Source organism: Brevibacillus fluminis (genome assembly GCF_052072235.1).
In the GTDB taxonomy this organism is placed as follows: domain Bacteria; phylum Bacillota; class Bacilli; order Brevibacillales; family Brevibacillaceae; genus Brevibacillus_D; species Brevibacillus_D fluminis_A.
The window spans coordinates 5462043-5482992 of sequence record NZ_CM125436.1 but is presented as its reverse complement, the minus strand read 5'-3'; the positions used below and the strand labels follow the sequence as shown (position 1 = coordinate 5482992).

Annotated in this window: 15 protein-coding genes; 14 read left to right on the top strand and 1 reads right to left on the bottom strand. The window is 56.5% G+C overall.

The window, feature by feature from the left end; all coding sequences use genetic code 11:
• The first annotated feature begins 120 nt into the window (after nt 1–120).
• The 13 genes from ACTID9_RS26775 (at nt 121) to ACTID9_RS26715 (ending at nt 17779) form a co-directional block, all read left to right on the top strand.
• On the top strand, nt 121–1878 hold the full coding sequence (locus ACTID9_RS26775) for a sigma-54 interaction domain-containing protein (RefSeq protein ID WP_441072742.1): 1758 nt from the start codon (nt 121–123) through the stop codon (nt 1876–1878).
• A 210-nt stretch (nt 1879–2088) separates the two neighbouring features.
• Nucleotides 2089–3195 (top strand): DUF917 domain-containing protein, encoded by a 1107-nt coding sequence (locus ACTID9_RS26770; RefSeq protein ID WP_441068387.1) that lies wholly within the window; start codon nt 2089–2091, stop codon nt 3193–3195.
• Nucleotide 3196: 1 nt separating this feature from the next.
• Entirely contained in the window at nt 3197–4699 is a 1503-nt protein-coding gene (locus ACTID9_RS26765; protein ID WP_441068385.1) for a hydantoinase/oxoprolinase N-terminal domain-containing protein, read from the top strand.
• Nucleotides 4700–4739: 40 nt separating this feature from the next.
• Nucleotides 4740–5804: a DUF917 domain-containing protein gene (locus tag ACTID9_RS26760; RefSeq protein ID WP_441072741.1), complete on the top strand. Its 1065-nt coding sequence runs from the start codon at nt 4740–4742 to the stop codon at nt 5802–5804.
• Between the two features lie 13 nt (nt 5805–5817).
• Nucleotides 5818–7374, top strand: coding sequence for a hydantoinase/oxoprolinase N-terminal domain-containing protein (locus tag ACTID9_RS26755; RefSeq protein WP_441068383.1), 1557 nt, complete (start codon nt 5818–5820; stop codon nt 7372–7374).
• A 28-nt stretch (nt 7375–7402) separates the two neighbouring features.
• A complete protein-coding gene (locus tag ACTID9_RS26750; protein WP_441068381.1) occupies nt 7403–9022 on the top strand; it encodes an ABC transporter substrate-binding protein in 1620 nt (539 codons plus the stop codon).
• A gap of 14 nt (nt 9023–9036) precedes the next feature.
• Entirely contained in the window at nt 9037–10062 is a 1026-nt protein-coding gene (locus tag ACTID9_RS26745; protein ID WP_441068379.1) for an ABC transporter permease, read from the top strand.
• Between the two features lie 12 nt (nt 10063–10074).
• Entirely contained in the window at nt 10075–10908 is an 834-nt protein-coding gene (nikC, locus tag ACTID9_RS26740) for a nickel transporter permease (protein WP_354094520.1), read from the top strand.
• Between the two features lie 16 nt (nt 10909–10924).
• The gene (locus ACTID9_RS26735) at nt 10925–11902 is read left to right on the top strand and encodes an ABC transporter ATP-binding protein (protein ID WP_441068377.1); all 978 of its coding nucleotides are present in this window, start codon (nt 10925–10927) and stop codon (nt 11900–11902) included.
• A 10-nt stretch (nt 11903–11912) separates the two neighbouring features.
• Entirely contained in the window at nt 11913–12878 is a 966-nt protein-coding gene (locus ACTID9_RS26730; protein ID WP_441068375.1) for an ABC transporter ATP-binding protein, read from the top strand.
• Between the two features lie 18 nt (nt 12879–12896).
• On the top strand, nt 12897–14003 hold the full coding sequence (locus ACTID9_RS26725) for a DUF917 domain-containing protein (RefSeq protein ID WP_441068373.1): 1107 nt from the start codon (nt 12897–12899) through the stop codon (nt 14001–14003).
• 6 nt (nt 14004–14009) lie between these two features.
• Nucleotides 14010–16058, top strand: coding sequence for a hydantoinase/oxoprolinase family protein (locus tag ACTID9_RS26720; RefSeq protein WP_441068371.1), 2049 nt, complete (start codon nt 14010–14012; stop codon nt 16056–16058).
• A gap of 2 nt (nt 16059–16060) precedes the next feature.
• Nucleotides 16061–17779, top strand: a complete 1719-nt coding sequence (locus tag ACTID9_RS26715) for a hydantoinase B/oxoprolinase family protein (RefSeq protein WP_441068369.1) — start codon at nt 16061–16063, stop codon at nt 17777–17779.
• Between the two features lie 103 nt (nt 17780–17882).
• Here the strand turns inward: ACTID9_RS26715 and ACTID9_RS26710 are convergent, their stop codons facing one another.
• On the bottom strand, nt 17883–18803 hold the full coding sequence (locus tag ACTID9_RS26710) for a flagellar hook assembly protein FlgD (protein ID WP_441068367.1): 921 nt from the start codon (nt 18801–18803) through the stop codon (nt 17883–17885).
• A gap of 154 nt (nt 18804–18957) precedes the next feature.
• Here ACTID9_RS26710 and uvrB point away from each other — a divergent pair, with 154 nt between their 5' ends.
• On the top strand, nt 18958–20934 hold the full coding sequence (uvrB, locus tag ACTID9_RS26705; protein WP_441068365.1) for an excinuclease ABC subunit UvrB: 1977 nt from the start codon (nt 18958–18960) through the stop codon (nt 20932–20934).
• Nucleotides 20935–20950 lie beyond the last annotated feature (16 nt).

Genomic DNA, 20950 nt, shown 5'->3' with positions numbered 1-20950 from the left:
GGGCAAAGACGGTCGGGCGATAAAAAGTTTGGTAAAGCCAAGTTTTTCTCCCACTAGATTCAGTATGCATAAACATACATAATAGGAGCATGAGAGAAAAGAGAGTGGCGGGTGAATGAGATGAATGCGGGTGTTGGAAAAGTAAGGGAGCTGCTTGCCCATTTGACTGAACCGCTTCCGTTTGACGTACATGTCGTGGAGTCGCCTTTTTCGGCGGGTGCGAAGGAGAGCTGGCCGACGTTGTCGCTGCCGCAGGACTGTCTGATCGTGGAGCGGGTGTTTGTTTCCGGTGTCTTGTTTGCGGTGAGGGAAAAGAAAAGCCATGCCATCTGCATGAATTGTCATCAGCAGCAGGAGTGCCCGGTTACGACGGCGATTTTTTCTCCCGTCCTGACACAGTCCGTCTCCAGTCTGGCGATGATCAGCGTACCCAAAACAGAGGCGCAGCAATCGTGGTTTCAGGAGCGGCTGGAGCAGATGACCGAGCACAGCTATGCGCTTGGCGAGCTGTTGGTCAGCAAACTCGGTGTTGGACGCAGTACCAAAGAGACGGAACAGTTAAAAAAAGAGATTAGCGCCTTGCTGTCGCTCACGTCGGAAGCGGTGCTGGTGGTGGATGCGGAAGGACAGATTCTCGAATTGAACCAGCCGATGTGCACCTTGATGCAGCAGTCGCGCCTGCAGCTATTGGGCGCGAGCCTTTTGCCGCATATCGGGGAGCAAGGATGGAAGCAGCTGAAGCGCGGCAGAGATTTCGATACGGTCGTCCTGACGCCGGCTGCGCTGCCAGGCAAGAAGGAAAATGTCTGGAAGGTACGGAGCAAATCCATTTACGAGACGGATAAATTGACGACGATGATGCTGCACATTACGGAGGGACCGGCTCCTTCCAAAAAGAAGCTGCAGCAGAAGCGCACGATCTATACATTTGACGATATAAAAGGAAACAGCTCATCCGTCCGGGCGGTAAAAGAACAGGCACGCCGGATTGCGTCCGGGGAGACGACGATCATGATCCGGGGCGAAAGCGGAACGGGCAAGGAAGTGTTCGCACAGGCGATCCATTGCGGGAGCCAGCGGCACGCCGGACCATTTGTCGCGATCAACTGTGCTGCCATTCCCGAATCGCTCTTGGAAAGCGAGCTGTTCGGCTATGAGGGCGGGGCGTTTACCGGAGCCAAAGGTGAGGGAAAAGCAGGGCGATTCGAGTTGGCGCACGGCGGGACGATTTTTCTCGACGAGATCGGGGACATGTCGCTGCATTTGCAGGCCAAGCTGCTGCGCGTCGTGCAGGAGCGAAAGGTCGAGCGTGTCGGCGGAACCCATTCGCTCGATGTGGATGTGCGGATCATCGCGGCAACGCATCGCAATCTGGAGAAGATGGTGGCGGAGGAAAAATTTCGCGAAGACCTGTATTACCGGCTGAATGTGATCCCGCTCAACATCCCGCCGCTGCGGGAGCGGAAGGACGATATTCCGATTTTGGTCGAGTATTTCATGAAAAAGCTCTCGCTTGATCTGGGACGCACGCCGAAACGACTGTCCCAGCAGGTGCTGGAGCGGCTGCTTGCGTATCGTTGGCCGGGGAACATCCGGGAGCTGGAGAATGTGGTCGAGCATTTCGTCCAGCTGGAGATCGGCGATCTGGTCACGTTGCAGAGCATTCCTCTGCAGCTGCGTGAGCAATCGATGGGGCACGCGGAAGCAGAAAGGCGGGTGCCGCGCCGGCACAGCAGTGAATCGGAGGAAAAGGAATCGCTTTTGCAGCTGTTGGATCAGTATGGGCGAGACACGGAAGGGAAACGGCAGGTCGCAGAGACGCTTGGCGTCAGCTTGCCGACGCTTTATCGCAAGTTGAAAAAATGGCGTTTAAAATAATGATAAAACGCGCAAAAACGTGAAAAAACGAGAGTAATCACCAGTGTAAACACAAATTTTGACGTAATTTGCATGATAGAAAATGAGAAAAGCGATGAGAAAGGAAATTCAATAAAAATTTTTTGTATAAACATTCACTGCTTTTACCTGCTTATTCATTGATTGGCATGGTAGTTGCTTATATAGGGATGCACCGAAAGGGGTTACAAAATGGCGTGGAAAATCACCAAAAAGGATATTCCTTATTTCGCGCTCGGCGCCAAGTTTCTTGGCTCTGGCGGAGGAGGAGATCCGTTTACGCTCAGTTCGCTGGTGCAATCGATTATGAGCGATTCGCAGGAGATTGAAATTTTGCCTTTTACCGAAATCGCGCCTAACGATCATATTGTCTGTCTCTCCAGCATCGGCTCGTCTGTGATTTGCGACGAAAAGATGTCTACGGGAGAAGAGGGGCTGCTTGCGCTGGATTGCTATGAAGCAGCGCGTGCAGCGAAAGCCACGGCATTGATCGCCCTCAATGTGGGGGGAGCCAATGCGATGGTCCCTTTCATCGTCGCAGCACAGCGCAACCTGCCGATTGTAGATGGTGACGGTACAGGCCGCACGTTTCCGGAAATACACATGTCCTCCTTTCATTTGATGGGAGTGCAGGCTGGTCCGCTTGCCATGAGCAACCAGCATCGTGAAACACGTTTGTTTGATGAAGCCGATAATTACCGGATCGTCCGTGAAGCCAGGCAGCAGGTTCACCCGATGGGGGGAATCGTGTATATCGCCGGATTCGGGATGGACGGAAGGCAGATGAGCACCGTGATTTTGCCCAGTACGCTGCAATTGATTTATGAGTTGGGGCGGATTTTTCTCGAAACGCCCAGCCGGGCAGCGTGCCTGCAGGAAATGTATGCGGTGCTGACCAACTCGATCTTTGGCGCGCCGCACTGTCTGATCCAGGGGAAAATTCGCGGGATCAGCCGCAGTTTTCGGAACGGCTTGATCGAGGGACGCTTTGAGATTTTGGGTACGGAGCGATGGGACGGCCAGGTCGTGGAGGTCGGATTCGGCAACGAGTACAACTATGCGCGTAAAAACGACCGCTACTTGTGCCTGACGCCGGACTTGCTGCTGGTGCTCGATGAGGAAACGTTTCAACCTTGCATGACGGAAGATTTGCAAGAAGGACGCTTGGTTACGATGTACGGTATCCCTGCCCCCAACGTGCTGCGTACCAGCGATATGCTGGAGTTCGTTGGACCGCGCGCGTTCGGAATTGACACCGAGTTCATCCCTGTAGAATTTGCTAGCGAGGCTGGTGTTTGAGATGAAGCTGGGAATTGATGTAGGCGGGACCAATACAGATGCCGTGATTTTGTCCAAGGAAGGGCGCTTGCTCGGCCAGGCAAAGCAGGCGACAACACCGGATATTTTGACCGGCATCCGGCAGACCGCAGCGGGTGTGCTTGTGGAAACAGGCTATTCGCCCGAGCGGATCCAGGGCATTTTTGTCGGCACGACGCAAATGCTCAACGCCCTGTATCAAGGGCGGGGCCTAACCGATACCGCGCTGGTGCGGATTTGCCCCAATCCTTCGCGGATGAAGCCGGGAATCGGCTGGCCGGAAGGAATCGCCCGGCACATCAAGCTGGTCGAGCATTTGGCCGGCGGGGTGGAGCTGGACGGGTCCCGGCGAAATAAGATTGATTTTTCTGGAAAAATTGGCAATCTGATCGAACGGCTGAAAGAGAGCGGCTGCGGGGCGGTTGCCATCGTCAGCACGTTTTCCTCCCTTCACCATGAGGAAGAGAGTGAGCTGGCGGCATTGATCAACCGGGCTCTCCCGGAGATGTCGGTAACGCTTTCCCATTCAGTCGGCAGCATCGGCTTTTTGCAGCGGGAAAATGCAGCGTTGCTCAACGCGATGCTCTCCAATGTGATGGAAAAAGCCATCGGCGGGCTTTCCGCGCTGTTCTCCGAGCTGGGCTTCCGCTGTCCGTACTGGTTCGTGCAAAATGACGGATCGCTCATGTCGCTGGAGAAGGCGCGGGCTTACCCGATCATGACGATTGGGTCCGGCGTCGCCAACAGCTTGCGTGGCGCTTCGTTTTTGACCGGGCTCGACGATTGTGTCGTCGTCGACATGGGGGGAAGTACCACCGAGGTCGGGCTGGTACTGGGCGGCGAGCCGCAGGAGTTGACGCGCAATTCAAAACTGCTCGGCATCCATGTGAATGTTCGCTTGCCGAAGGCCACCTCGCTTGCGTTTGGCGGTGAAAGCCCGATCTACACGATCGACGGGCTGCCGCAGCGGGAGCACAGGCTGACGGATGTGTTTTTACAACTTTACCCGCACACGTATTTGCCCCGCCGCCAGCCGGGAGCGGACGTTCCGCAGCTGGAGCGGGAGGAAGCGGAGCACGTGATCAAGCATGTGATCGATACGCTGCGGGAGACCATTGACCGGGTCCAGCCGGTGAAGGAGCGGCTGCCGATTGTGCTGGTCGGCGGGGGCAGCCCGCTTTTGGTCGATCGGCTGTTTTACAAGTACGGGGAGACGATCCATCCGCCCGGCTTTCAAATTTGCAATGCGGTCGGGGCGTGCATGGCGCCGGTCAGCTGGCAGATTGACCGGATCTATTGGCTGAACGACCGGACCAAGGAAGAGATCGTCGATGAATTGACGCGGGAAGCGTTGGTCGAGGTGGAGCGAAGCGGGGGCGTGAAGGATTCGATCCGGCTGGTGCAAGTAGAGGAAATCCCGTTCGACTACTACAAAGGCGAGGTCATCCGTCTGCGCGTCAAGGCGACGGGCGAGCTTCAGCTATAAAAGTGAGATTGGTATACATTCAGGAGGGATGGCTGTGCGCATGATCGACATGCACAATTTGGAAAATATCGCGATGGGAGCGGCCGTGCTGGGAACAGGCGGCGGGGGCGACCCATACGTAGGCAAGCTGATGGCGATGGCAGCGATCGAAAAATACGGACCGGTGACACTGCTGTCCCCCGATGAGGTAGGAGATGACGATTGGACGGTTGCGGCGTCGATGATGGGAGCGCCATCGGTCATGATCGAAAAAATCCCGAGCGGCACCGAGGTGATCCGCGCATTTGAAGCGATCCGCGATTACAGCCAGAAAGAGATCAAAGCGCTTTATCCGATCGAGGTCGGAGGCGTCAACTCGGTTGTTCCGATCGTGCTCGGCGCGATGACCGGATTGCCGGTCGTGGACATCGACGGGATGGGACGGGCTTTTCCGGAAGCGCAGATGGTGACTTTCCATCTGGCAGGCAAGCAGTCCGCGCCGATGTCGATTGCGGATGAAAAAGGCAACACGCTGATCGTAAACGGCATAGAGAGCATCTGGAACGAGCGAATCGGCCGCGCGGCGCTGATCGCGATGGGCGGTTCGGTAATGACCTGCGATTACTTGATGCAAGGCCGCGATTTGAAAGCGTCCGGCATCCACAACACGCTGACGCTCGCGGAAAACATCGGCGAGAAGGTGCACAGCCTGCGCCGTCAAAACCAGAATCCGATCACGGCGCTGCTCGATGTGCTGGGCGGAAAGCTGCTGTTTGAAGGCAAGATCAGCAATCTGCTGCGCCGCAATACGGGCGGCTTCACCAAAGGGGAAGCGTATTTTGAAGGAATCAATTCCTACCAGGGCAAACGGGCGATGATCGGCTTTCAAAACGAATTCCTGGTGGCAAAAGTCGACGACGAGATCGTGACGACGACCCCGGATTTGATCACCGCGCTCGATCTGGAGACAGGCTTCCCGATTACCACGGAGGTGCTGCGCTATGGCAGCCGCGTGGCGTTGATCGCCATTCCGTGCGATCCGAAATGGCGGACGGAAAAAGGGATTCAGGTAGCTGGCCCGCGCTATTTCGGCTATGACATAGACTACACCCCGCTATCGGTATAAGGAGGACTTAGTGATGACGTATCGGATTGGAATCGACGTCGGAGGGACTCATACCGACGCCGTGATTTTGGATCAAAACAGCAACATGGTGGCGAAGACCAAATCAGCGACGACCCCTGACATCGGGACAGGCATCCAAAAGGCGATTGCCGCCTGCATGCAGCAAAGCGGCATCGACCCGGCGCAGGTCACGCATGCGATGCTTGGCACCACGCATTGCACCAACGCGATTGTCGAGCGGCACGGCTTGTCCCGCATCGGGGTCGTGCGGATCGGCGCGCCGGCTACGCTGGCGATTCCGCCATTTACCGGCTGGCCGGACGATTTGAAAAACACCGTGTTTGTCGGCAGCGTCATTGTCAGCGGCGGACATGAATTCGACGGTCAGCGGATTGCTGCGCTGGACGAAGCGGAAATACGCCGCGCCGGTCGCGAGTGGAAAGGGAAAGTGGCGGCGGTAGCCATTACTGCGGTGAACTCGCCGGTCGATACGGAAGATGAGCTGCGCGCCAAGGAAATCCTCGCAGAAGAGCTGGGCGAAGGCGTCCATTTCTCGCTCTCCTACGAAATCGGCAGCATCGGTCTGTTGGAGCGCGAAAACGCGACGATTCTCAACGCATCGCTGGTAGAAGCGGCGAAGCGAATGGTCGACGGGTTTGAAAGCTCGCTTGCGGAGAACGGCATCGAGCATGCGCAAATTTTCCTCAGCCAAAACGACGGCACGCTGATGCGCTCGTCATATGCGCTGCGCTTCCCGGTGCTGACCATCGCATCCGGTCCGACCAACAGCATTCGCGGCGCGTCCTATTTGACCAATGAGCAAAACGCGCTGGTCATCGACGTCGGGGGCACGACGACAGACATCGGCGTGCTGGTGCAAGGCTTCCCGCGCGAGTCGTCACTGGTGGCGGAAATCGGCGGCGTGCGCACCAACTTCCGCATGCCGGACTTGCTCTCATTTGGCTTAGGCGGCGGCACGCGCATTCGCGAGCTGGGCAAAGATGTGCAAGTAGGGCCGGACAGCGTAGGCTATCAGCTGCCGCAAAAAGGGCTGATTTTCGGCGGGGACACCTTGACTGCCACGGATATCGCCGTCGCTGCCGGACAAGCGTCGCTCGGCGATGCCGCCAAGGTGGACCATTTGCCGAAGCAGGATGTAGACGCGGCGTACAAACGGATGATCGAGCTGGTGGAAGAAGCGATCGACAAGATGAAAACTTCCGCTGACCCTGTTCCGGCGATTCTCGTCGGCGGCGGCAGCATCCTGTTGCCGGATGAGATGGCCGGGGTGTCCAGGGTGATCCGCCCTGCCAACTTTGATGTCGCCAATGCGATCGGCGTCACGATCGCCCAGGTGAGCGGACAGATCGAAAAAATTTACTCGCTGACCGATTGGGGCCGTGACAACGCGCTGGCGGACGCGAAAGAAACCGCGATCCGCGAAGCAGTCGCAGCCGGCGCGGGCGAACAGAGCGTAGAGATCGTGGATGTGGAGGAAGTGCCGCTTGCATACTTGCCTGGCAATGCCGTGCGCATTCGGGTGAAGGCTGTGGGCGAGCTTTCGGTATAGACAATAAAGAAAAAAGGGGAGCAATCAGATGAAAAAGGTACTAAAAACCGGCCTGATGATCGGTCTGATCGCAGCGTTGACGGCTTGCAGCAGCCAAAAGGCACCTCAAACAGAAGGCGGCCAAAACGGATCGGCCGCACCTGCGGAAAACGGGGCTGCAGCAGGTGGGGAACCGAAGGGCGGCATCGCCGTCTATGGCTACCACGACGATACGATGACGTTCTGGGACCCGAGCGACAGCTATTCCAACGAAATTATCGCGATGAACAATATGTACGAAACGCTCTTGCGCTACAATCCGAAAACAAAAGCGTTCGACAAAGAGTTGGCTGAGAACTACACCGTTTCCAAGGACGGTCTGACCTGGACCTTTGATTTGCGCAAAAACGTGAAATTCCACACAGGCGCGCCGATGACGGCCGAAAGCGTGAAAAAATCAATCGAGCGCACGATCAAACGCGGCAAAGGGGCTGCCTTCATCTGGGATTCCGTGGACAAAATCAATGTCGTGGATGAAGATACCGTCGAGTTCAAGCTGAAATATTCCGCTCCGCTGGATACCGTTGTTTCCTCCGGGTATGCCGCCTTCATCTTTGATGCCGACGCATTGGATAAAAACGGCGAACAATGGGTCAACGAAGGGCATGACGTGGGCTCCGGTCCGTATACGGTGCAAAAATGGACAAAAGGCAGCGAGCTGATTTTGACCGACTATCCTGAATATTGGAAAGGCTGGAAGACGAACAACTTCCAGAAAGTCGTTTTCAAGACCACGCCGGAAGCCAATACGCGCCAACAAATGATGGAAGCGGGCAAAATGGACTTCACCGACCAAATGCCGATTGAAATGGTCGAGTCCATGAAGCTGAACGGTGACATCGCCGTCGATCAGACGAGCAGCTTCCAGCAGCTGATCATGCAATTCAACACGCAAAAAGCGCCGCTCAACAATCCGAAGGTACGCCAGGCGCTGGCTTACGCGATTCCGTATGATTCTATCGTCAAAGACATCCTCGTGGGCACGGGCGAGCAATCGCGCGGAAACATTCCGAAAGGTCTGTGGGGCTATGACGCTTCTTTGAAGCAATACAAGTATGATCCCGAGAAAGCCAAGGCGCTGTTGAAGGAAGCGGGTGTCACCGGCGGCAAGCTGACCTTGACCTATCTGTCCGGCGACGAGTTCGAGCGCCGCATCTCCGAGCTTTTGAAGGTGGAGCTGGGCAAAATCGGCTTTGATGTGGAACTGAAAAGCATGCTGTGGGAGGCGCAATGGGATCTCGCGAAGGCGCAAGACCCGGCGAAGCGCCAAGACATCCTGTTGATGTACTGGTGGGCTGACTATGCCGACCCATACAGCTTCATGAAAAACCTGTACGGCTCTGAAAAAGACATCGTGTTCAACCTGGCATATTACAACAACCCGGACTACGACAAGCTGATTGAGGAAGCGAAGAAAGTAGCTGGTGTAGACCGTAACAAAGCCATCGCGCTGTACAAGCAAGCACAGGAAATTTTGATTGACCAAGTGCCTGGACTCTCTGTCTACGATGTCGAGTATGTGCGCGTGCGTTCCGCCAAGTTCAAAGGTTATATCGACAACCCTGCCTATCCGAACGTCGTGTTCTTCTACGATACCTATCGAGAATAAAGGTGTGATCGCTGATGGTTCGCTTCATCATCCGACGCCTCCTGCTGGGACTTCTGGTCCTGGTGGGGGTGTCCCTGATAACGTTTTTTATCGCTCGCGTCATTCCGTCAGAGCCGGCTGCACGCTGGGTGGGAGCACATGCGACAGCAGAACAAATCCAGGCGGCGAAAATCGAGCTTGGTTTGGATCAACCGCTTTACGTGCAATACGCAACGTACATGAAAGGCTTGGTGACGGGGGATTGGGGCAAGTCTATCCGCACGCACCAGCCGATTTTGGATGAACTGCTCACGTTTCTTCCCTCCAGCCTGGAGCTGATTTTTGCCGGGATGCTGATCGCGATTATCGTGGGCATTCCGCTCGGAGTGATTTCCGCCGTCAAAAAGGAATCATGGGTCGATCATTTGAGCCGCGGCTTCAGCATCGGCGGCGTCTCGATTCCGACGTTCTGGCTCGCCTTGATTTTGCAGCTCGTGTTCTTCAAAACGCTGGGCTGGCTGCCGCTTGGCGAACGCGTCAGCACGGATGTGGCGCTGCTGTACCCGATCGAGGAGAAAACCGGGTCGTATCTGCTTGACTCCTTGCTACAGGGTAATTGGGACTTTTTCACCGACGCCTTGCTTCATTTGATCTTGCCCGCGATTGCGATGGCCGCGTACCCGATTGGTCTTGTTACCCGGATGATTCGTTCATCGATGGTCGAGGTCATGGGAGAGGAATATATGCGCGTGCTGCAAGCTTACGGGGTGTCGCGCCGGAAACGCGTGTTTCTTTATGCGCTGAAAAATGCGATGTCGCCGACCGTCACGTCCTTGGGTCTGACGTTTGCCTATGCGCTGACAAGTACGTTTCTAATCGAAGCGGTGTTCAGCTGGCCGGGACTCGGCATGTACGCATCCCAGGCGATCCTTTCATCGGATTATCCGGCGGTGATGGGCATTACGCTGCTCGTTACCATTTCGTATATTTTGGTCAATTTGCTCGTCGACATCTTGCTGGTTCTGCTCGATCCACGGATCAAGCTGGGCGAGACAGCGTAAGGAGGGATCTGGATGATAACGTTTCTGAAAACGAACAAACTGGCGCTGACCGGCGTCGTGATCATTGCGATCCTGCTGGTTGTCGCGCTCATCGGTCCGCTCCTGCTGCCGTATCCGCAAGATATTCAACAGGAAGTCCATCTTGAGCAAAAGCTGCTCGCGCCATCGGGGGACCATTTCTTCGGAACCGATGAGATGGGCCGGGACATTTTTTCACGCGTCATGTACGGCACGCGGATTTCATTTGAGATCGGGCTGCTCGCGATTTCGCTGTCCATGCTGATCGGTGTGCCGCTCGGGCTGATCGCCGGTTATTTCGGGCGCTGGGTCGACGAGGTCATCATGCGTGTCTGCGATATTTTTCTCAGCTTCCCGTCGCTTTTGCTGGCGATTGCGATTGTGGCGCTGCTCGGGCCATCCATCTCGAACATGATGATCGCCATCGCGCTGTCGTGGTGGCCATGGTATACGCGTCTGATTCGCAGCCAGGCGATCTCGGTGAAGGAGCGCGGGTTCGTCGAAGCGGCGAAATCGATGGGCGTGTCGCCTGTGCGCATCATTTTGCGCCACGTGCTGCCGAACAGCCTGTCGCCGATTATCGTGCAGGCATCGATGGATTTTGGCGCCATCATTTTGACCGCTGCCTCGCTCAGCTTTTTGGGCCTTGGTGCGCAGGCGCCAACACCGGAATGGGGATTGATGATCAGCACCGGGCGCAACTTTTTCCTGACCAGCTGGTGGTATGTCACCTTCCCGGGCTTGTTCATTTTGGTGACGGTCATGGCATTTAACTTTTTGGGTGACGGATTGCGGGATTATCTCGATCCGAAAACCAGAGACCAGTGAGGAGGGGGAGGACGAAATGAAGCAATTGCTGAACATGAAAGACGTCCAGGTGCGCATCAAGACGCACACCCAGGAGATCACGGCTCTGGACTTGGAGCATCTGACGCTTCATGAGGGCGAGTTGGTTGCGCTGGTCGGGGAGACCGGCTCGGGCAAATCGATGACGGCCTCGTCGATCATGCAGCTGTTTCCGACGCAAAAGGCGTACATCGGCAGCGGCAGCATCACGTTCGAAGGGATCGATCTGTTGACATGCTCGCGCAAGCAGCTTGACCACCTTCGCGGAAAAGAGATCACGATGATTTTCCAGGACCCGATGAGTTCGCTCAACCCGGTGTTCCGTATCGGCGCCCCGATTATCGATGTGATCCGCACGCATACCGGCGTTTCGGCGAAAGAAGCACGCGAACGCGCGATTCAGGCGCTGAAATTCGTCGGGCTGCCCGATCCGGCCCGGATGCTGAACCGCTATCCGCATGAGCTGAGCGGCGGGCAACGGCAGCGCGTCATGATCGCGATGGCGATGGTGTGCGAGCCGAAGCTGCTGATCGCCGACGAGCCGACGACCGCTTTGGACGTAACGATTCAATCGCAGATTTTGTTTTTGATCGATAAGTTGAAAAAAGAAAAAGGCACATCCGTGCTGTTCATCACGCACAATCTGGGCGTCGTCGCCAAGATGGCAGATCGGATCGCCGTGATGTATGCGGGCCGGATCGTGGAGACGGGTCGGACGCAGGACGTATTCCGCTCGCCGCGTCATCCGTACACGCGCATGCTGCTGGACGCGATTCCGCGCATCAGTGAAGAACGCGACCGACTGCCGGTAATCGGCGGACGGGTGCTGAGCCCGGCGGAAGTAGGGGGCGGGTGCCGCTTTGCCAACCGTTGCCCGCGCGTGACCGACCAATGCCGTCAAGCGGTGCCGCCGCTTGCAGCCGTCGGCGATTGGCATGAAGCAGCTTGTTTTGAACCGCTGGAAGAGGCGAGGTGAAAGGAAACCGATGACGACACCGATTTTGGAAGTGGAGCAACTGAGCAAGTTTTTTACCGTTCGCACAGGCTGGCTGGGCGACAAGCAGACGGTGCATGCCGTCGATGATGTCAGTTTCTCGCTGCAACCCGGCGAATGCTTCGGGCTGGTCGGCGAGTCGGGCTGCGGCAAGAGCACCTTGTCCCGCACGCTGCTGCAGTTGTACCGCCCAACCGCAGGGACGGTTCGCTTTGAAGGGCAGGACCTGTTTGCGATGGGCAAGCGGGAAGCTCGTGAAAACAGCAAGCATATCCAGATGGTGTTCCAGGACCCGTTCTGGTCGATCAACCCGAAGATGAAGATCGGCGCCATCATAGAGGAGCCGCTCGTCACTCATACCAAGCTGACAAAGACGGAGCGCGAGGCGAAGGCCCGCGAACTGCTTGAGCAGGTGGGGTTGCCGGGCGATTTTGCCAAACGGTTCCCGCACCAGCTGAGCGGCGGGCAGCGGCAGCGTGTCGGCATCGCGCGGGCGATCGCGCTTGATCCGCGGATGGTCATTCTCGATGAGCCGACATCGGCGCTCGACATGTCCGTGCAGGCGCAGATTCTCAATCTGCTGAAAGACTTGCAGGAGCAAAAAAACCTGACGTATTTGCTTGTGTCCCATGATTTAAGCGTGATTAAACACATGTGCACCCGGATGGCCGTTATGTATCTGGGGCAAATCGTCGAAATGGGCGATGCGGCATCGATTTTCAAAAATCCGCTGCACCCTTATACGCAGCTGCTGCTACAGTCGCTGCCGAGCATTGATGAAACCGAGTTTGCGCTCTCCTTTTTCGAAGGGGAGATGCCCAAGGCGGTGAATCCGCCAGCAGGCTGCCGTTTTGCTACGCGTTGTCCACAGAGGATGGACACTTGTCAAACGACACCGCAGCAGCTGCTGGAAGTGAAGCCGGGACATTGGGTTCGCTGTCAGGTCGCCTGCGGATAAAAGGGGGACCACATAACGATGAGAACAATCACTCTGCAAGAGTTGGAAGATATGCTGCACGGCGCGTGCATTTACGGTACAGGCGGAGGCGGAAGCCTGACGGAAGCGCTTGAAGTTGTCCGCAACATGTACGCGCAAGGGAAAAAAGTCGAGCTTGTTTCGCTCGATGAGGTCGGCGACGACTGGATGGTCGCGTCGCCGTATTACGTCGGCTCGGTATCGCCGCGGGCGGAGGAGATCGTCAAGCGCTTCGCCCATTTGCCGGTCATGCCGGAGGAAGTGCCGACATTGGCTTATCGGGCCTTGGAAAAATACCTCGGCAAACCGATCCAGGCCGTGATGGCGACAGAGCTGGGAGGCAATACGGCTTGCGCGATGGAAACGGCGGCAAGCATCGGCATTCCGCTGGTGGATGCCGATCCGGCCGGTCGCGCCGTGCCTGATCTGGCGCATACGACGTTCAATGTGTTCGGCGTATCGATTGCGCCATTCGCCTTGTCCAACCGCTATGGCGATACGATGATCGTCACCAATGTCGTGGATCACTCGCACGCCGAAATGATCGCGCGCGGATTCGCCATCCAGTGCGGCAATCTCGCAGGTGTCTGCGATCATCCAGTCGATGGAAAACGATTGAAGCAATCGGTCATCAAAGGCACGCTAACCCAAGCTGAACGGGTCGGACGCGCGATGCGCCTCGCCAATGAAGAAGGGCGCGACCCGATCGAAGCGATCGTCGCAGCTGGCGGCGGACAGCTTTTGATGAAAGGGATCGTCCGTGAAGCGGATTGGCAGGACGTGAAAGGCTTTACCGAAGGGAACGTGCTGATCGATCCGCAAGCTGGGGTAGCTGACCAGGAACCGCTTGCGCTCTGGTATCGCAACGAGCATATGACCGCCAAGCGCGGCGGCAAGCTGCTCTCCATCATCCCCGAGCTGATTGCGATCGTCGACGGCAAGACCGGCATGCCGATCCTGAATCCTGATTGCCAGCCAGGCATGGAGGTGGCGGTCATTACCTTCCCGGCGCCCGCCGCATGGGAAAGCGACCGCGGCCTGTCCATCTTTGGTCCGGAATATATCGGGATGCCACGTCACACGTACGCAGACGTGAAGGGGAGGTAAGCGGATATGAGAGTAGCAGTAGATATTGGCGGAACGTTTACCGATCTTGTCTATCTGGATGAAAAAACCGGCCAGGTCGGCATGGTCAAATCAGACACGACCCCGCCACATTTTGAGCAAGGTGTGCTTACTGTCATCAAAAAGGCGGGCATCAGCGGCGAGGAGATCGACTTTTTCGTACACGGTTCCACCGTGGTGATCAACGCGTTGACCGAGCGCAAAGGCGCGGTGACCGGCCTGATTACGACCAAAGGCTTCCGCGACGTGCTGGAGATCGGCCGTGGCAATCGCCCGGACTTGTTCAATCTTTCCTTTAAAAAGCCGGTGCCATTCGTACCGCGCCATCTGCGTCTGGAAGTCCACGAACGTTTGAACCATAAAGGAGAAGTGCTGCAAGAGCTGAATATCGCGGAGCTGGATGCGATCATCGCGCATTTTCGTGCGCAAAACGTGACGGCGATTGCGATCTGCCTGATTCATGCGTACAAAAATCCCATCCATGAGCAAGCGATCGCAAGCTACATCAAGCAGGTCTGGCCGGAAGCGGCCGTGACGGCTTCGCACGAAATCACCAAGGAGTGGCGCGAGTACGAGCGGACCAATACGGCGATTTTGAACAGCTACGTGATGCCGCTCACCGCCAATTATTTGGACAAGCTTGAAAAGCATCTGATTGAAAACGGGGCGACCGGACGCAAAACGATCATGCAGTCAAACGGCGGGATCACCACGTTTGCACATGCCAAGCAAGCGCCGATCAATCTGGTCGAATCCGGCCCGGTTGCCGGGATGTACGGAGCGGCGGTATTGGGCAGCCTGCTGGGCTATGAAAATGTCATTGCGCTCGACATCGGCGGCACGACGGCGAAATGCTCGCTGATTCAATCGGGCGAAATCTCGATTACGACCGACTACAAAATCGAATGGGACCACCGCTCCGCAGGCTATCCGATCAAAGTGCCGGTCGTCGACATCGTCGAAATCGGCAACGGCGGCGGTTCCATCGCCTGGCTCGATGAAGGCGGCGCACTGCACGTCGGACCGAAAAGCGCTGGCTCGATGCCGGGACCGGCTTGCTACGGCCGTGGGGGCACCAATGCGACAACTACCGACGCTAACCTTGTCATCGGTCGCCTGAATGCGGCGAATTTCCTCGGGGGCGAAATCAAAGCCGACATCGAAGCGGCGCGCCAAGCTGTGAAGCCGATTGCAGACGCGTACGGTACCAGCATCGAAGAGGCGGCGCTCGGCATCGTGCGCAAGGCAAACGCCAACATGGTCAATGCGCTCAAGCTGATTTCCATCCGTCGCGGTCATGACCCGCGCGAGTATACGATGGTGGCGATGGGCGGCGGCGGACCGATGCACGCGATGGCGCTGGCCCGCGAGCTGCAAATCAGCCGTATCATCGTGCCGGTCGCATCCGCTGTATTTTCCGCCTGGGGCATGCTGCTGTCCGATTTGCGCAAAGACTGGCTGCGTACGTACAACTGCCGTTTGGGCGAACTGTCCCCGGATGCGTGGAATGCCGAATGGGCGCAAATGAAGCAGGAAGCGCATGCAACTTTTACCGAGCAAGGCATAGCGGATGAGCAAATCGCGCTCTCGCTGTATGTCGACATGCGTTATTCCGGCCAGGAGCATACCGTCAAGGTTTCCGTACCGGAAAACGCTGATTGGGACGAGCTGCTGAGTCAGCTGCGCGAACGTTTCCACTTGCTGCATGAGCAGCACTATTCCTACCGTTTGCCGGATTCCGAGATGGAAATCGTCAATCTGCACATGACCGGTTTCGGCCGTCTGGAAAAACCGCAGATCGCCGAATGGACAGGCGGCGGTACAGTCGAGCAGGCGATTGTCGAGAACAGACGCGTTCATTTGGACGAGTTCGGCTGGCAGCAAATTCCGGTGTATCAGCGTGACCTGCTGGCAGCGGGCGAGCGTTTTGCCGGTCCGGCGATCGTCGAGGAGCCTTCCTCATCATCTGTCATTTACCCGGATCAGCGCTGCTGGGTAGATCGGTATGGCAACCTGATTGTGGAAGGAGCGGAATAGACATGACGCGTACGGTCACAGACCTGTTTACACTGGAAATTGTCAAAGACAAGCTGATCGCGATCAGCGATGAAATGTTTTACGCACTGCAGCGCACGAGCAAAAGCCCGATCATTTATGAGGTGCTTGATTACGCGACCGGGCTGACCAATGCGCAAGGCGATCTGCTGACGCAGGGAAACGGCATCACCGGCTTTTTGGGCAACCTGACGTTCGCGGTGAAGGATACGCTGGAAAAGTTCCGGGATAACCTGCATCCCGGCGATTTGATCATGACGAATACGCCGTACAGCGGCGGCGGCTCTCATTTGAGCGACGTCGCGCTGGTGATGCCGATTTTTTACGAAGGCCAACTGGTTGCCTTCTCGGCGAACAAAGCGCACTGGACCGAGATCGGCGGCATGGCGCCGGGCAGCTGGACCCCGCTTGCGACGGAGATTTATCAGGAAGGGCTGCAGCTGCCTTGCATCAAGCTGTTTGATCGCGGCGTGCTGAACCAGGCGCTGGTCGACATCATCGAGGTGAACGTGCGGACGCCGGATTTGTCCATCGGCGATATGTGGGCACAGGTGTCGGCACTGCGCACCGGGGAAAAGCGGATCAAGGAAATTTGCCACAAATATGGCGCGCAAACCGTGCTGGACAGTATGAACCGCCTGCTTGACCAAGGGGAGGAAATCGCCCGCGCCGCTCTGCGCAAAATGCCAAACGGCGTCTATGAAGCGGAAGACTGGATCGATGATGACGGGATGGGCAGCGGACCGCTTCGGGTACATGTCAAAGTGGAGATTACGGACGATGAATTCATCTGCGACTTCCGTGGCAATCCGCCGCAGGTGCAAGGGCCGATCAACAGCACGTATACCGGACTGGTCTCGGCGATCCGGACGGTTTTCGTCGCCGTCACCAATCCGGCCCAATCGATCAACGACGGGGCGTTCCGGCCGATCCGCGTGCTGACCGACCGCAAGACGATTTTCACCGCCGAGCGGCCAGCGCCCGTCTCGATCTATTGGGAAAGCAATGAGTACGTCAGCGAGCTGATCTGGAAAGCGTTGATGCCGATTGCGGCGGACAAGCTGACGGCAGGCCATTTTCTCAGCGTCTGCTCGCTGATCATCAGCGGGAACCATCCGGAGACCGACGAGCTGTTCCTCCTGGTTGAGCCGAGCGCGGGCGGATGGGGAGCCGGCATGGCGCAAGACGGGCAATCCGGCCAGTTTTGCATCGGTGACGGGGAAACGTATGTGATCCCGATCGAGGTGGCGGAAGCCCGCTACGGCATCATCGTCGACCAGTTCGCCTTGAATACGGACGGTGGCGGTGCAGGTGAACGCCGTGGCGGAAGCGGCTTGATCCGCGATTACCGCGTCGTCGGCGACGAGGTGCAGGTGAGCGCCTCCTTTGGCCGCCACCAGTTCGTCCCGTGGGGGGCAAATGGCGGGCACAGCGGCACGCGCAACGCGATTCAGCTGTTCAAGGATGGCGTATGGCACGAGCCGACAGGAAAAGTCGGCGGCATCACTTTGAAAAAAGGCGATATCGCCCGATTCATCACCGGCTCTGGCGGCGGCTACGGCGACCCGCTGCAACGCGAACCGCAGCGCGTGGCGGATGATGTGAAAAACGGCTACATTACGCGCGAGGAAGCGGAGCGGACGTACGGCGTTCGGGTAACGGACGATTACGGATACGAACTGACTGCGATGCGCCAGGCATAACTTGAAACGAATGCGAAAAGCCAACGAATGACAGAGGGGATGCCTCTGATTCGTTGGCTTTTTTTTGAGGGAAAAAGCTCTACAGGGTTCAAACAGAGTGAAACTACGCTTGTGGAACCGACGGGCTCAAACTGTATCCGGTGATTTGGGACGGCTTCACTTTTTTGCCGTCTGCCAGGACGAATTCGACCAACCCGTTTTTCATGCTGACCGCCTTGATCGTGGAGGTCGCCTCGTTGGTGGAGGAGGAGCCGTCCGTATTCGTGATGACATCTTGGTAGGTGACGCCATAGCCGATCATCTGTGCATACTTCAAATTGTTGTCGACGGCATTCACGTCACCCTGGACATTCATTCCCGTCACCTTGTCCATGGGCAGCTTTTTGTTGTCGTCCAACGTCAGCTCGACCTGGTTGTCCTTCAGGGAAATCCCGCTTACGACGCCTGTTTTCTCCACATCGGTGGTCGTGGTTTGGCCGTTCACTGTCGTTGATTGCGATTCCTTATACGTCACCTGTTTGCCGATCAGTTGAGAATACTTCAGCGTATTGTCCAGCAAGCTGCCGCTTGTCACCGACTTCGATTCGATGCCTGTGATTTTGTCGCGCGTCACCCAGTTGCCGTCGATCTGGAACTGCACCTTGCCATCGACCATTTTGACTGCGGAGATCGCACCCGTTTTGGTCTGCTTGGTCAGTTCGCCATCGACTTCCTGCTCCCACGAATAGGTCGCATCCTTGCCGATCAAGCCCTCGTATTCCTTGACGTTCAGCAAGCTGCTGTTGGACTCTTCCATCAGCTCTTCCATTTTCGTCAGCCGCTCTACCATCGCCATCAGCGATGTTTGCTGCACGAACTGCTGGTTATCCATCGGCGAGAGAGGGTCCTGGTTTTTCAGCTGTTCGATCAACAGCTTCATGAAAGAGTTGGAGTCAAAATTCAAGCCGCTCGCATCGGCTTCTTTTTTGTTTTTATAGCTATATTGTTCAGGTACATATGTTGTATTGGTAACGGAATCCGCCATGGATGCTCCCCTTTTCATAGACACTCGCTCATGTTTGTATTATCGGAAGAACCCTATTGCACACTTAGACAAACGTTTGTTCGAATAAATGGCTTAAATTTGTATTTTTTGTGCTATAATGGTGAATGAGACGATACAAGGAGAGGAACGGAACATGGAACGTTTTCAATTGGTTTCCGAGTATCAGCCGTCCGGTGACCAACCGACGGCGATTGCCGAACTGGTTGCCGGCGTGAATGCCGGCAAGCGCCATCAGACGCTGTTGGGCGCAACAGGGACGGGCAAAACCTTTACGGCAGCACAGGTGATCGCGCAGGTGAACAAGCCGACGCTGGTCATCGCCCACAACAAGACGCTGGCCGCGCAGCTATGCGCAGAGTTCAAGGAATTTTTCCCCAACAATGCGGTGGAATACTTTGTCAGCTACTACGACTACTATCAACCTGAAGCATATATTCCCCAGTCAGACACCTTTATTGAAAAAGATTCGAGCGTCAATGACGAGATCGACAAACTGCGCCATGCGGCAACAAGCGCATTGTTCGACCGCAGGGATGTCATCATCGTCGCATCGGTTTCCTGCATCTATGGCTTGGGTTCGCCGGAAGAGTACCGCAATCTGCTTCTGTCACTCCGCGTCGGCATGGAAAAAAGCCGTGAAGAAGTGCTTCACCGGCTGATCGACATCCAATATGACCGCAACGACATCAATTTCGTTCGCGGTACATTTCGCGTGCGCGGCGATGTGGTGGAAATTTTCCCGGCCTCCCATAGCGAGCAGGCGATTCGCGTCGAGTTTTTCGGCGATGAAATCGAGCGGATCACCGAGATCGACGTGCTGACAGGCGAGCTGCTGGGGCAGCGCGAGCATGTCGCGATCTTTCCGGCCTCCCACTATGTAACCGGGGAAGAAAAAATGAAACGCGCGATCGAGAGCATCCAGGCGGAGCTGGAGGAGCGTCTCGCGGAGTTCCGTGCAGCAGGCAAGCTGCTGGAAGCGCAGCGTTTGGAGCAGCGCACCCGCTATGACCTTGAGATGATGATGGAGATGGGCTTTTGCTCCGGAATCGAAAACTATTCCCGCCATCTGACCGGATTGCCTGCAGGCCATGCGCCTTATACGCTGCTCGATTACTTCCCGAAAGACTTCCTCATCATGATCGACGAGTCGCATATGACCTTGCCGCAGATCAGGGGAATGTACAACGGAGACCGTGCGCGCAAGGACGTGCTTGTCGAACACGGCTTCCGTCTGCCATCGGCGAAGGACAACCGTCCGCTGCAATTCCAGGAGTTCGAAGAAAAGGCGAACCAGCTGATTTACATTTCCGCGACCCCGGGGCCATACGAAATGGAGCATTCCCCTGAAATGGTCCAGCAGGTCATCCGTCCGACCGGTCTGGTCGACCCGACGATCACGGTGCGCCCGATCAAGGGACAGATCGACGATTTGATCGGAGAAATTCAGGCGACCATCGCCAAAAACGAGCGCGTCCTCGTCACGACGCTGACCAAGAAGATGTCGGAGGACCTGACGGATTACTTGAAGGAAATCGGCATCAAGGTGCGTTATTTGCACTCGGACATCAAAACGATCGAGCGGATGCAGATTTTGCGCTCGCTGCGATTGGGCGAATTCGATGTGCTGATCGGGATCAACCTGCTGCGGGAAGGCTTGGACTTGCCGGAAGTATCGTTGGTCGCGATTCTCGATGCGGATAAAGAAGGCTTTTTGCGCAACGAGCGGTCGCTGATTCAGACGATCGGCCGCGCCGCGCGCAACGCCGAAGGCCGCGTCATCATGTACGCTGACAAAATGACCGATTCGATGGCCGCTGCCATACGCGAGACAGAGCGTCGCCGCGCCATTCAGACCGCATACAACGAAGCGCACGGCATTACGCCGCAGACCGTCAAGAAAGCGGTGCGCGAGGTGATCGAGGCGACCCGCGTCGCCGAGGAAAAGGCCGATTACCTGCCGCATGCCGATTTCAAAAAAATGCCGAAAAAAGATCGCCTAGAGGTGATCGCGCGAATGGAAGAAGAAATGAAAGAAGCAGCGCGCAGCCTGTTGTTCGAACGGGCAGCCGAGCTTCGTGACCTGATTTTGGAACTAAAAGCTGATCTTTAAGGAGTGAGAACTACTT